Consider the following 13,221-nt stretch of genomic DNA (forward strand, 5'->3'; position numbering starts at 1 on the left):
CCCGGGAAGGAGGCGGCCCGGGGGACTGATCGCCTGCCGGACCGGTACCGCTAGTTGGTGCCGATCCGGGCCAGCAGGTCCACGATCCGCGACTGCACCTCACCGCTGGTCGACCGCTCGGCGAGGAACAGCACGGTCTCGCCGGAGGCCAGCCGGGGCAGGTCGGCCGGGTCCACGGCGGCGGTGTAGACGACCAGCGGGGTGCGGTTGAGCTGCCCGTTCGCCCGCAGCCAGTCCACGATCCCGGCCCGCCGGCGGTGCACCTGCATCAGGTCCATCACCACCAGGTTCGGCCGGAACTGCCCCGCCAGCGTCACTGCGTCGTTGTCGTTCGCGGCCCGCGCCACCTGCATCCCGCGCCGCTCCAGCGTCGAGGTCAGCGCCAGCGCGATCTCCGCGTGCTCCTCGATGAGCAGCACCCGCGGCGGATGCTGCTCGCTGTCCCGGGGAGCCAGCGCCTTCAGCAGTACGGCGGGGTCGGCGCCGTACGCCGCCTCGCGCGTCGCCTGTCCGAGCCCGGCCGTGACCAGCACCGGTACCTCGGCGGCCACCGCGGCCTGACGCAGCGACTGCAACGCCGTCCGCGTGATCGGCCCGGTCAGCGGGTCCACGAACAGCGCGGCGGGGAAGGCCGCGATCTGGGCGTCGACCTCCTCGCGCGAGTGCACGATCACCGGCCGGTAGCCACGGTCGCTGAGCGCCTGCTGGGTCGTCACGTCCGGCGCGGGCCACACCAGCAGCCGGCGCGGGTTGTCCAGCGGCTCCGGGGGCAGCTCGTCGTCCAGCGGCTGCGGACGCGGGGTGTCCGCCACCTCCACGGCCCCACCGGGACCGTCCAGCGGCTCCGGACCCTCGGCGGCATCGGGCTCCGGGGCGCCTATGGCGTACGACCGCCCGCCCCCCTCGGTGCCCTGCGCCGGCCGCGCCTGCCCACCGAGCGAGGGCTGCGGCGCGGGCGCCGGGGCGGCGGGTGAGGGGTGCGGCAGGGACGCCTGGCCGCCGAGCGAGTTCTGGCCGCCGAGGGACGGTTGTCCGGTCGGCGCGGGGTGCGTGGGCGCGGTTTCGGCGGACGGGTGCGGCCGGGCCGCCTGGTCCGGCCGCGGCTCCTGGCCGGTGGGTCCCGCGTCGGGACGCGTGCCCAGCTTGCGCCGCCGGCCCGAACCGCCCGGCGCGTGCGGCGGCGGGGTCGCCGTCGGCTGCTGCACCTGGGCGGCCTGCCGCGAGAACGGCACGCCCTGCCCGAGCGTACGGACGCTGATCGCCCGCCCCTGCGTCGAGTCCGGGTCGGCGGGGGCGCCACCGGCGGCTTCGGCGGGCAGCGGCATCGCGACCCGCTGCGGCCGGCCACCGGAGGGAGTCCCCGCACCGGAGGTGTCCCCGGTACCGGGCCACTGCTGCGGAACGGCGGCCGCCGGGGCGCCCGGGGCCGGGGCGGGAGTCCCCGCGCCGGAGGTGTCGCCGGAGCCGGGCCACTGCTGCGGGACACCGGCGGCGGGGTTGCCACCGGGCGGCACCGGGGTGGCTGGGGCCCCCCGCGCCCCGGCGGGCACCTGACCGGTGCCGGTCTCGGCGGGCAACGGCAGCGCACCCGGGGACGCCACCGGAGTACCGGCGGCCGGGGTGCTCGGCTGTCCCGGGACGAGGTGGGGAGCGGTGCCCTGCCCGGACACGGCCGAGGGCTGCGGGGCCTGCGTGGGCGGAACGGGCTGCGCCACGGCGGCCTGGGCGGGCGCGCCCTGCGCCGGCATGCCGTGGGCAGGCGTGGCCGAGGCCGGTGCCGCCGGGGCGGGCGTGGGCTGACCAAGCGTGCCGTGGGCGGCGGGCGCGGGGTGGCCCGGCGTACCCGGGGCGACGGCACCGGGCTGGGCGCCGGGGCCCGCGGGCACGGCCCCCTGTGGCTGAGCGGCCGGCTGCCCCGCCGGTGCGCCGGGACCGGCCTGGACGGGGGTGCCCTGCCCGGCCGTGCCCTGCGCCGGAACACCGTGCGCCGGGGTCCCCTGGCCGGGGGCCGGCGGTACGGCCGCGCCCTGCGGGACCTGGCCCGGAGCGGGCGGCGCCGGAAGGGGCTGCGACGGGGTCTGCCCGGTCACGGGCGCCATCGCCTGGGCGGCCTCGGCGGGCTGGGTCACGGCCCGGCGGCGGCGGCCGGTCGGGGCGCTGGTCGGATGCGGCTGCGGCGGGGTGTGGTCCTCCGCCTGGTCGAGCGGTACGGCGTCGTGCCGGCCGTCGTCACCCGCGATGCCCTCGACGGACACCGGCATCCGGGCCGGAACCTGCACCTGACCGGGCAGCGGCCCGGCACCGGGGACGACCGGGGCAACGGCACCGGGAGCCACGGGCACACCGGCGTCGGGGCCGGTGGGCGCGACGGCACCGGGGGCGACAGGAGCACCGGCCGGGGCACCGGCGTGCGGGCCGACGGGCGCACTGGCACCTGGGGCGACGGGCACCCCGGTCTCGGGGACGACAGGAACCCCGGCACCCGGGCCCGCAGGCATGCCGCCACCCGGCGGCACCGGCACAGCCGCGCCCGCGCCCGGGGTGTCCGGGCTGTCCGGGCTCTCCGGGGAACGGTCCGCCTCGGCCGGCGGCAGGGCGAAGACGGTACGCGCGCCGCCCGCTTCCTGCGCAGCGGCTCGCTCCGCCGCCGCGGCCAGCGCCCGTCGGCGCCGTCCGGTCGGCTGCGCACCGTCGGCCGGAACCGCCTCGCCACCCTGCGCCGGAACCACGGAGGCGCCGCCCTCGGCCGGAACGGCCGGCGCACCCGGCTCGCCGCCTGCCGCCGGGAGCGCCGGAGGCAGCGCGGCCTGCGGGGCACCGGAGTCACGGCGGGCGCGTCGGCCCGTCGGCGCGGGTACGCCCTGCGGCGGCACGGTGCCACCGAGTCCCGTACCCGAGGCGGCGGCCCCCGCGCCCTGCTCGGCCGAGGTCACCACGGACCCCTCGGACACACCCTCGGCGTTGCCCTCACCGGCCTCGGCGTTGCCCGCGGGCCGACCGCGGCGGCGTCCGGTCCCGCCGGACGCGCTCTCCGCGCCCTCGGCCGGAACCGCGGCACCCTCCTCGGCGGGTGCGGCGGCACGCCGCCGGCGCCGTCCGGTCGGCACGGGCGCCTCCGCCTCACCGGTGTCACCCGCGCCGGCCGCGTCACTGTCCAGGAAGGCGTCCGTGGAGGCCCGCCGGGCCCGCCGCCGGCCGGCACCGGCACCCTGTCCGGCCGCACCGGTGTCGTCCGCGCCGCCCTCACCGCCGTCCGGCACCCGCACCGCGACCGCCGTCCCGGCGGCACCGGCAGCTCCTGCCGCGACCGCGCCCGCCCCGCCGCCGAGCGGTACTTCGAGCACGTACGCGCTGCCGCTCATGCCCGGCACCTCGTGCGTCTGGAGCACACCGCCGTGGGCCCGCACGATCCCGCGCACGATCGGCTCGTGCACCGGGTCCCCGCCGGCGTACGGGCCGCGCACCTCGATCCGCGCGACCTCACCGCGCTGCGCCGCGGCCACGACCACGGTGTTGTCCAGGTAACCGCCCGCCGAGACGGGCGTGTTGCCGGTGGCGTCGACCCCGGCGACGTCCGCCACCAGATGCGCGAGCGCGGTGGCGAGCCGCTGCGGGTCGACCTCGGCCTCGATGGGCGGCGCGTGGACGGCGAACTGCACGCGACCCGGCCCGATCAGCTCGACGGCCCCGTCCACACCCGCGGCGACGACGGCGTCCAGCATCACCTTCGTACGGGTGATGTCCTCGCCGCCCGCGTCCAGCCGCTGGTACCCGAGGACGTTGTCGATGAGGGTCGTGATGCGGGAGTAGCCGGCCGAGAGGTGGTGGAGCACCTGGTTGGCCTCGGGCCACAGCTGCCCCGCGTCGTCGGCGGCGAGCGCGGACAGCTCGCGGCGCAGCTCGTCCAGCGGCCCGCGCAGCGACTGCCCGAGCAGCGTGAGCAGCTGTTCGTGCCGCCCGGCGAGGGCCTCGTACCGGTCCTTCTCCCGCTCGGCGAGCGCCGCGTACCGCTCCTCGCCCGAGGCCAGTTCCTCCGCGTGCTTCTCGCGCAGCTCCTCGACCTCGGTGACGTGCTGCTGGCGCAGCGCGGTCAGGTCGGAGGCGTGTTCCTCGGAGAGCCGCTCCAGTTCCTCGGCGTGCGCCTTCTCCAGCGCGGCCTTCTCCTCCACCAGGGCGTCGTACGGCCGCCGGTCGGTGAAGGTCATCACGGCGCCGACGAGCTGGTCGCCGTCGCGCACCGGCGCGGTGGTCAGATCGACCGGCACCTTCTGGTCGCCCTTGGACCACAGCACCTGCCCGCGCACCCGGTGCTTGCGCCCGGAGCGCAGGGTGTCGGCGAGCGGGGACTCGTCGTACGGGAAGGGCGAGCCGTCGGCGCGGGAGTGCAGCACCAGCGTGTGCAGTTCCTTGCCGCCCAGCTCACCGGCCCGGTACCCCAGTATCTGGGCGGCGGCCGGATTGACGAGCACGATCCGTCCGTCGGTGTCGGTGCCCACGACACCTTCCGCGGCCGCCCGCAGGATCATCTCGGTCTGCCGCTGCGACCGGGCCAGCTCGGCCTCGGTGTCCACGGTCCCGGACAGGTCCCGGACCACGATCATCAGCAGCTCGTCGCCGGTGTAGCCGTAACCGTCGTACGCCTGCTGCCCGTTCTCCAGGTTCGCGCTGGTGACCTCGACCGGGAACTCGGTCCCGTCGGTCCGCCGCGCGACCATCCGGGTGGGCTTGGTCCGGCCCCGCGGGTCCATGTGATCGGGCCGCCGCATGGAGCCGGGGATGAGCCGGGAGTCGAACTCGGGCAGCAGATCGAGCAGCCCGCGTCCCACGAGAGCCGTGCCGGGCGTCTCGAAGGCCTCCAGGGCGATGGTGTTGGCGTTGACGACGGTTCCGTTGGCGTTGACCAGGACCAACGCGTCCGGCAGCGCGTCGAGTATGGCTGCGAGGCGAGCAGCGCCTCGGGATGGCCTGCTGCTCACGAGACGCCTTCCTCCCTGTTACCGCACCTTGCCGACCGCTCGGGCCATCTTGCCAACCGGCCCGCGACGTGTCACGCGAGGGAGTCTAAGGGCACGGGTCGCGTCGGCGGCGCCGGATGAGAGGGAGGTCCCACGAGGAAGTGACGGCGAACGGGTGACCGTATGCGTCGGCTCCCCGAGTCCTCCCCGGGACCTTTACGGAACCAATGCGTCCGCCCACTCCTCGCTACGCCGGTCCGCCCATGCCCGGCAGCAGGGGCACCATCCGGTCCCACCGCCCGGTCTCGCACCCGTCGCTGCGGTCGTAGGAGGCGTCGACCGGGCGCCCGGCCCAGGTCCCGGTGACCCGGGCGGTGGCCGGGCCGCCGTAGAGCATGGTGCAGGTGGTGCCGGGAGCGACCGGAGCGAAGGGGTCCCGCCCCCACCGTGTGTTCGCGTCGAGCACCCGGCAGGCCTCGGCGACGTCCGGATGCCGCCCGGCGCTGGGATGGCAGCGCACCTCGTACGTCCCGTCCCGCCCCGCCCCGGCGTGCCGGACCACGACGGTGAGGTGATCACCCTGGTCCTCCGGCCGGACGGGCGGCGGCACGGCGCCGGCCGCGGCGGCGGGCACGGCGGTGAGGGGGACGAGGGAGGCGACGGCGGAGAGCGACGCGAACAGAAGGCGCCGCCCGGCGCCCGGCAGCACGGAATCCATGCCCCTTCCAACGCGGCCGCGCCCCAGACGTTGCGCCCGGCCCCCTGCCCTCCTCGTTTTCCTCTTTGCCCTGCGACCCGAGTGCCTAGTACCGTGGGGGGCGATTGGTGACACGGCGCTCGACTGTGTCATCATCTGCACGCACCACTCGCGCGCTCGCGTGAGCGGTTGTGCTGGAGGCGTCGCCTAGTCCGGTCTATGGCGCCGCACTGCTAATGCGGTTTGGGTCTTAAAGCCCATCGAGGGTTCAAATCCCTCCGCCTCCGCCCCGATCCCGAAGCCCCGGTCCCCAGGACCGGGGCTTCGGCGTTCACCGGACTCTGTCGCCCGTCGGCACTCCGGGGGCGTTTTCGCAGGTCGCAAGGGGTGTGCGGATCGGATTTCACATGACGGCGGCAGTCATGTAATGTTCTTCCTGTCGCCGCGAGCGGGCCGAAAGGACCGGGAGCGGGGGCGAAACAAAAGAACAAGCACTCGTAGCTTAACGGATAGAGCATCTGACTACGGATCAGAAGGTTGCAGGTTCGAATCCTGCCGAGTGCGCAGCACACCAGAGGCCCTGTGGATCACTCCACAGGGCCTCTGCCGTCGTCATCGTCGGGAGGGGTGATCATGCACGGATCGAGTACCACGACGATCTGCATGCCCCCAAGCCCGGCGATCTTGTCCTGCGGCGTCCGCGGTGGTCACTGACGACTGGCGATCTCGGACGCATCCACGGAGCCGCGATTCCTCCGGCGGGGGAGCCGGCCGGGCTGCCCTGCTTGTCAGGGAGCCGGGCCAAGTACCTCGTCGGCGCTGCGCGGCTCTGTTCGCGGCTGTTGGTTGAGCTTGTGGCGGGCGATGGAGGAGTGGCGGTAGACCTCTTTGCGGGCCCGCATGATTTCGCCGAGGGGGGCGTGCTCGGCGGTGACCCTCCAGGGTGTGAAGGACAGTGAGTCCATCTTCGCCAGGTTCTCCGGGCCGGAGATGTCCTGCTGCGGGAGCCGCAGCCTGGCCACGGTGACGGACGGGGACAGCTTCTCGGGCCACTCCACGGTGGTGTCCTGCACCGGCATGCGTTCCAGGTCGGTGCAGAGCTGGACCTGGATGTCGAAGGTGTAGGGCCGCTCCTGCAACTCGGCCTGGAGGGCCGGTCGGAAGACCTCCTGCGCGGAGGACGGGTCGATGGCGCGTCGGACCACGGCGGCGGCACAGTCCGGGTCGGGGGTGATGCGCACCTTGGCGATGTAGTCGCCGTGCCTGACGGCGCCCATCGTCCAGTAGCTCGACAGGAGCAGGTTCGCCGGAGGGGTTTTCGACAGGCGGAGGAAGGCCAGGAACTCGTCCCATGCCCAGTTGTCCTGGTCCAGTGTCCCCTTGCCGGTCACGAACTCGGTGAAGAAGCGGTGCGCGCCGGGTCGGCCCTGGGAGAAGTAGGCCGGCGCGTCCAGGAACAGTTCCTGGATGAAGAGGTAGTGCTCGACCGTGTTGCAGAAGAAGATCGGTCCGTTGATGTTGGCGTAATCGAAGGTGCCCGTGTCCGGTTCGTCTTCCAGCAGGGTCGGGCCGGGGATGTCGAACATCTTCAGTGCCAGTCCGGTGGCGGCGCCCAGTCGCGCGTCGGCTCCGGCGTGCGGCGAGCCGTTGGAGAAGCGGATGAGCGCATCGTGGGTTCCGGGCGTCGCGTAGATGCCCTGGGCGTACTCGGGGGGCAGCCCGTCCAGGATCTCGACTTCCCCGCGGATCAGTCCGTATCCCTTGGCGTGGGCGTCGCGCAGGGCCTGTCCGGTGCCGCCGGCCTCGACGGACTCGGCGACGTAGTTCTCGGTCTTCTCGATCACCGTCTGCACGTGCTGGTCGAAGTCCGGGTCCTGCACCTCGACGTCAGGCGTGTAGCGGACGAACTGTGCTGCCATGACTTCGACCTCTCCTCGGAGAGCGAGATCGGGCCTCAGGGACGGGGTTTCCCTTCAGTCCTCCAGTTCGGCGAGCCAGCGCAGGGCCCGCAACCCCGGTACGAAGCAGTACTCACCGCCGCGGGTGAGTACGAAGCTGGGCAGGTTCCGCAGGCGGCGCCGGACCGGCTTGCCGGGAATGGTGGCGTTGCCGGTCCCGTCGTGATGGCCGGCCACCGGGTCCTGCTCGCCGGGGTAGCCGATGAAATTGCCGTCGTTGACCCATTCGGACTTGATGAACTCAAACTGTCGTTCGAGGTGGGCCCCGATGAAGACTCCCACCAGGCCCCGGTCGGCACCGTCGTCCTCCAGCACCCCCTCGGGGAGCGGCGGACCGTAGGTGGTGCCGCGGCGGATGATCCGGTGCATCCGTGCGTCGCCGATGATGGTGGCGTCGCGGGGGTTGTTCCGACGGATGTGCGCGCCGGCGGGGCAGCGCAGGCCGCGGTCGTCGTGCTCCCGGTACAGGAAGTTGTTGACGCGCTGCGGGTCCGCCGCCAGGTCCGGGTCGTCGTGCTCCGGCGTCAGGGTCAGTGGCGCGCCACTCGGCCAGCGTCCGACCATTTTCGCCGCCAGGAGTGCTTCCTCCTCGGCGTTGGAGCTGTTGGCGCGCAGGTACCGCCGCCAGGCCGCCACGTTGGTGTGGATCTTGCGAACGGCCACGTAGGTTCCGTTGCGCCCCAGCACATCGGGGCTGGGCATGGGCGGCACATTGCCGGTTTCATCCGGATAGCCGAGGATGAACTCGCCGGCCTTGATGGGGGCTTCCTGCGGATTGGAGCCCGGCAGCCCGACACCCTCGATGTTCGGATGGCTGATGCCGTCCCGGAAGCCGAACGTGGTCCGTCCGGTCGGGAGCTGGTGGACGTCCTGTTCCCAGATCACCTGGACACCGGGGGTTTCCCGGTAGGCGACTTGGGCCTGCTCCAGTTCCCGTTCGAGTTGCGCCGTGTCTGAGGCGAGGGCGCTCAACGCGATGTGGACGTCGCCCGTCCCGAAAGGTTTCTCCCAGTGGGCCGGGGCATTTTCGCCCACGTCACCGATCAGTTCCGCCCGGGCGGCCATGCCCTCACGGAACGCCCGCGGAAAGCTGTCCAGCGACTCCTGGGGCACCCCGAGGGCCCTCAGTCCCTGATGGGTGAGCGCCACGGCCACCCAGGCGTCCCGGCTCCGGTCCACGTTCGGCAGGCCGCCCGAGGTCAGCGGCAGCAGCCGCCGCAGCAGGGCGCGTCCGGCGTGGCGGTCGTCGACACGCAGGAAGACGAACTTCCCCTCGTAGGGGACGGGTCGCGGGCGCAGCGCCCCGCTCTGGACGTCCTCGATTTCGACGCGTACACCGGTCGCGCTGCCGCTGTCTGCCGTGCTCATGATCGTGTGCGCCTCCGCATCGGTTCCTGTCCGGACAGCTCCGCAGAGGCTGGTTCGCGCTCGCCGACGCTGTTTTACCGAGGTGGGCACAGGCCTGCGGGGCAGCTGTGCCCGGTTTCTAGGCCGAGGCTTCTTCCAGCAGCTTCCGGAAGGCAGGCGTGTTCACCAGATCCTCGTTGGCCGGGTTCTCCAGCGCCGCGCGGAACTCGGGGGTGTCCAGTACTTCTTCGAACGCCTCCTCCACGCGGTGGTCCTTGTAGATCTGCTGAACGGTCAGGTCGGGATAGGCGCTGACGAAAACACTCGCGGGCGCCTGGTGAGCGATGAACCAGTCCTTCACCCGGGGATCTTTGACACCGGGGAATCCCACGCTGTGCGAGAAGACCTTGTCGAAGCGCTCTCCGACCACCGTCTTGGCGAAGTCGTCGATGTACGCGTCCCACGAGCCGTCGAAGACGCTGGCGAACATGAACCGGGTGTCGTTGTCGAAGATCACGTGCCGTGCGTCATGCAGGGTGCCGATCTGGCGCACCGCCGCGTGGACCCTGTCGGCCTCCGCCGCGTCGGCCATTGCGGCGAGGTCCTTTCGCAACGCGTCCGCATGACCGGGCTTGATCTCGGTGTACACGGTGAACTCGCTGCAGACCCCGTCCGACCTGCCCGGACGCTCGGGGTGAGCCGACTGATTCGCTCGTGCCGATGCAGTCATCGTGGGACTCCCCTGCCACGGATCGGTGTGAGGGTCACCAAGCACCCGAACCCAAGGCGCCATCGCCCTCACCCTTCCATCCTCACCACCGGATGCGCAGCCTCGCATCTCGGCCGCCGATGACCGCGGTACGAGTCGAAGCTGCCGAGGACAGATCGAGCCGGGCGCAGGAAGATGGGACTGGGCCGTGCCTGCCGAGCACGGGGCCGTCACCTCCTCGGTCTGCCGTTCCCACGCGTCCGTGAAGCCGCGGCGCAACCTTTCGCACGAGAACCCCCGCGCCGGGCAGGCGGCCGGGGCACTCCTTCCCCCCGCCGGACCATTGCTCAACGGGACCGCCACCCTGACCCCCAGCTGGAGGCAGCCATGGGCGCAGTTCTTGGTGACGTGCTGGGTTTCGCGGCCGGCGTCGCGATCAGCCCGCTTCCGGTCATCGCCGTCATCCTCATCCTCGCCACGCCACGGGGACGTCTCAACGGCATCCTCTTCACCGTCGGCTGGATCCTCGGACTATCGGCACTGGGCGCCGTGATGCTGGCGGTCGCCTCCCCAGCGGGTGCTTCCGCGCACAAGCACCCGGCCACCTGGGTAGGGGCCCTCAAGCTCGCTCTCGGCCTGCTCCTCCTCTTCTTCGGTGCCCGGCAGTGGCGGCGGCGTCCGAAGGATCCCTCGCAGGCGAAGCTGCCGAAGTGGATGGGCGCGATCGACCGCCTCACGCCGGTCAAGGTCTTCGGACTCGGCACGGCCCTGGCCGCGCTCAACGCCAAGAACGCCCCGCTGACCATCGCTGCGGGGGCCGCCATCGGTTCGGCCGGTCTTCCGGTCGGGCAGCAGATCGCATCACTGGCGATCTTCGTCGTGATCGCCACGCTCGGCCTGCTGGTCCCGCTCGGCGTCTTCCTCCTCGGAGGAGAGCGGGCCAGGACCACGCTGGGGAACTGGAAGGACTGGGCAGCTCAGCACAATGTCGCCGTGATGGCCGTCCTGTTCTTCGTTCTCGGGCTGAAACTAGTCGGGGACGGCATCTCCGTCATCACCTCCTGACGGCCCCGTGCCGGGCGTGCCGTCCGATCACGGCAATGACGGCACACGGACGCGCCTGATCCCGTATCACTCCGGTGCCTTCGGCGCCTCCCCGGGAGTCAGCACTCCTCGGCGGGGTCGTCGCGGTTCAGCTTCTCCAGGTATTCGTGGGCCAGGGCCGTGGCGCGGGTGAACCAGTCGGTGATGATCGCCAGTTCCTCCGGTGAGTAGTCGGAGAAGAGGGCCGTCAGGCGCTTGTAGTGGCCCGCGTACACCGCCTCGACGCGGGTGACGGCGTCCGGCACGGCGGCCACGCGGACCCGGCGGCGGTCGGTGGGGTCGGGGCGGCGGGTGACGTAGCCGGCGCGTTCGAGGCGGTTGAGGATGCCGGTCACCGCGCCCGTGGTGACGTGGGCGCGGGCCGCGAGGTCGCCCGCCGTCAGCAGATCGTCGCCGGCCTCCAGGACGAAGGCGAAACAGGTCAGGTCCGTGACGTTCAGGCCCAGCCGCCGGGCCAGCTCCTGCTGTCCGATGAGGTGGGCGGCGATGAGGTGGTCCATCGCCGACAGCGCCTGGGCCGGGGTGGCGGGCGGGCGCGGCGTGCCGTGCATCTTTCGGAATCCCTTAGTTCGTGAGATATTCGGGTTGTAAATTTCTTAGCCCGTGAGGGAACTGGGTCGTCCCCTGGAGGCGGTTCCAATGAGTCTGTACGACGAGGGTCACACGATCGCCGGCTGGACCGGCGTCGCCATCGCGACCGCGGGAGGCACCGTGGTGGGGCTGGGAGTGTGTACGGCCTCCCTCCCCTTGGTCGGCGCCGGCCTGGCCGTGGTGGTGCTGAGCGTCCTGGTGACCTGGGCCCTGCATCTGTCCGGCTGGGGCAAGCCGCCCGGGGTGCGGCCGCGCGAACAGTGGGGGATGCGGGTCCGGGACACGCAGGCGCGGCAGGGGCACCCGGGGTGCGTCGGGTGCCGGCTGGCGGGGCGGGGGCGGCCGGCCGAGGCGCCGGCCTCGCTCTCGGCTTCGGCGCCGGGTGCGATTCCTGCCGCATCGATCCCTCTGTCCCCTGTCGAGTGAACGAGCTTTCCTCGAACGACACTTGCTGATCGCCGACCCTGGCTTCCGGGGTGGAGGTGCTGCTCGATGAACGAGCAGGACGACACCCCGTCGGAGCAGCCGACGGGAGCGAACCGGGACGCGGTCGACATCAACGACTTCGTGTTCGCGTAGCCGAGATGCACTCCCACGTCCACCGCCGGGCCCGGGGGGCCGCAGCCGGCCGGCGATGAGATCGAGGGTGTCGTGCACACCACCGGCGCGGTCGGCGAGAGCACCGAGATGGTCGGTGGCGCGACCGAGGTGGTCGTTGGTCCGGCACATGCCGATGGACCCGTCCCGTCCGCTCAGGGTCACTTCTCAGCCGCTCCTCGCGACCTGGCAGGTGGGAGTGGGGGCCGGGGGCGGGCCGGTGTACGTGCTGCCGTAGCCGAGGACCCCCGCTCATCACCCACAGCCGCTGTCAGAGCCACCCTTTACCCTCACGGGTGATGGCACAGGTCTGGAAGTGCGCGGGACTGCGGTGGGCGGCAGGCGGTCCGGTGCTGGAGTGGGACGGCGGGCGGCGCAGTGCGCTGCCCCGGGGGAAGCGGGTCGCCTTCGCGGTGCCGGAGGAGGGACGGCGTACGTGCGTGGGGGCGCGGGGCCATGTCTGTCCGGTGCGGGCCGCCGTGCCGGGGCGGAGTACGGGGGCCCGGTGCGAGGAGTGCGCGCGGCTGGACCGGGCGCACTCCGTGGCCGCCGACACGATCGCGGACGATCCACGGCCGTACCGCGTGTATCTGGCGTGGTTCGGGCCGGGGATGGTGAAGGTCGGCATCACCGCCGTGGAGCGGGGTCCGGCGCGGCTGCTGGAGCAGGGCGCGGTCTGTTTCAGCTGGCTCGGCACCGGTCCGCTGATGGCCGCCCGGCGCACCGAGGAGCTGTTGCGGGCCGCGTTGCGGGTGCCGGACCGGATTCCGTACGCCGAGAAGCGGGCGGTGCGGTCGGCGCTGCCGGGGACGGAGGCGGAGCGGGCCGCCGAGGTGCGGGAGCTGCACGCGCGGGCCGTCGCGCTCGCCGGGTGGCCGGAGTCCCTGCGGCCCGAACCCTGCGAAGTGGTCGACCACCTAGGGGTTTTCGGGCTCGGTGGGGCTCCGGAGGCGTTCGGGGAGGTGGTCGAACTCGTTCCCGGCGGGGGTGTGGGCGGTGAGCTGGTCGCGGTTGCCGGGCCCGATCTGCATCTGTCGGCCGGCGGTCGTGGCGTCGTCGTGCTGGACACGCGGCTGATGACCGGCTGGGAGCTCGTGCCGCCGGAGTCGGCGGCGGATGGATGTGCCTTCCCTGTGCGGGAGTTCAGGAGGGAACCGGACGGGTTGTTCTGACCCGGGCGTTCCCTGAGAGACGCCTGTGTGTTTCTCAGAGAAATCACAGACTCTGGAAAGCGTGTTCTCAGAGGGCCCCGACAAGGTGTCC

The 13,221-nt window shown here is 72.6% G+C and carries 9 protein-coding genes and 2 tRNA genes; 5 read left to right on the forward strand and 6 right to left on the reverse strand.

Annotated features, from left to right (window positions below; all coding sequences use genetic code 11):
• Positions 1 to 50: 50 nt before the first annotated feature.
• Entirely contained in the window at positions 51 to 4,976 is a 4,926-nt protein-coding gene (locus OO52_RS01130) for a response regulator (RefSeq protein ID WP_234339862.1), read from the reverse strand.
• Between the two features lie 226 nt (positions 4,977 to 5,202).
• Positions 5,203 to 5,673, reverse strand: a complete 471-nt coding sequence (locus OO52_RS01135; protein ID WP_030639973.1) for an SSI family serine proteinase inhibitor — start codon at positions 5,671 to 5,673, stop codon at positions 5,203 to 5,205.
• Positions 5,674 to 5,848: 175 nt separating this feature from the next.
• On the opposite strand from OO52_RS01135, the gene OO52_RS01140 reads away from it, so the two are divergent.
• Together OO52_RS01140 and OO52_RS01145 are read left to right on the forward strand one after the other, a co-directional pair.
• Positions 5,849 to 5,939 (forward strand) — tRNA-Ser (locus OO52_RS01140).
• A 204-nt stretch (positions 5,940 to 6,143) separates the two neighbouring features.
• Positions 6,144 to 6,216, forward strand: a tRNA-Arg gene (locus OO52_RS01145).
• Positions 6,217 to 6,440: 224 nt separating this feature from the next.
• Here OO52_RS01145 and OO52_RS01150 read toward each other — a convergent pair.
• The 3 genes from OO52_RS01150 to OO52_RS01160 all read right to left on the reverse strand — a co-directional run bounded on the left by OO52_RS01150 (position 6,441) and on the right by OO52_RS01160 (position 9,606).
• Positions 6,441 to 7,571 carry a catalase family protein gene (locus OO52_RS01150; RefSeq protein ID WP_030639971.1) on the reverse strand — a complete coding sequence of 377 codons (1,131 nt, stop codon included), beginning with the start codon at positions 7,569 to 7,571 and terminating at the stop codon, positions 6,441 to 6,443.
• 54 nt (positions 7,572 to 7,625) lie between these two features.
• On the reverse strand, positions 7,626 to 8,978 hold the full coding sequence (locus OO52_RS01155) for a Dyp-type peroxidase (RefSeq protein WP_030639969.1): 1,353 nt from the start codon (positions 8,976 to 8,978) through the stop codon (positions 7,626 to 7,628).
• Positions 8,979 to 9,096: 118 nt separating this feature from the next.
• The gene (locus OO52_RS01160; protein ID WP_037628450.1) at positions 9,097 to 9,606 is read right to left on the reverse strand and encodes a hypothetical protein; all 510 of its coding nucleotides are present in this window, start codon (positions 9,604 to 9,606) and stop codon (positions 9,097 to 9,099) included.
• Positions 9,607 to 10,053: 447 nt separating this feature from the next.
• Here OO52_RS01160 and OO52_RS01165 point away from each other — a divergent pair, with 447 nt between their 5' ends.
• The gene (locus OO52_RS01165; protein ID WP_030639965.1) at positions 10,054 to 10,731 is read left to right on the forward strand and encodes a GAP family protein; all 678 of its coding nucleotides are present in this window, start codon (positions 10,054 to 10,056) and stop codon (positions 10,729 to 10,731) included.
• A 98-nt stretch (positions 10,732 to 10,829) separates the two neighbouring features.
• Here the strand turns inward: OO52_RS01165 and OO52_RS01170 are convergent, their stop codons facing one another.
• Positions 10,830 to 11,321 (reverse strand): MarR family winged helix-turn-helix transcriptional regulator, encoded by a 492-nt coding sequence (locus tag OO52_RS01170; RefSeq protein WP_030639963.1) that lies wholly within the window; start codon positions 11,319 to 11,321, stop codon positions 10,830 to 10,832.
• An 88-nt stretch (positions 11,322 to 11,409) separates the two neighbouring features.
• On the opposite strand from OO52_RS01170, the gene OO52_RS01175 reads away from it, so the two are divergent.
• Together OO52_RS01175 and OO52_RS01180 are read left to right on the forward strand one after the other, a co-directional pair.
• Complete coding sequence (locus OO52_RS01175; protein ID WP_030639961.1) at positions 11,410 to 11,787, forward strand: HGxxPAAW family protein; 378 nt, start codon at positions 11,410 to 11,412, stop codon at positions 11,785 to 11,787.
• 470 nt (positions 11,788 to 12,257) lie between these two features.
• On the forward strand, positions 12,258 to 13,130 hold the full coding sequence (locus OO52_RS01180) for a DUF2797 domain-containing protein (protein ID WP_030639959.1): 873 nt from the start codon (positions 12,258 to 12,260) through the stop codon (positions 13,128 to 13,130).
• Positions 13,131 to 13,221 lie beyond the last annotated feature (91 nt).

The sequence above is a fragment of the Streptomyces flaveolus genome (assembly GCF_000716535.1).
GTDB classification, from domain to species: domain Bacteria; phylum Actinomycetota; class Actinomycetes; order Streptomycetales; family Streptomycetaceae; genus Streptomyces; species Streptomyces flaveolus_A.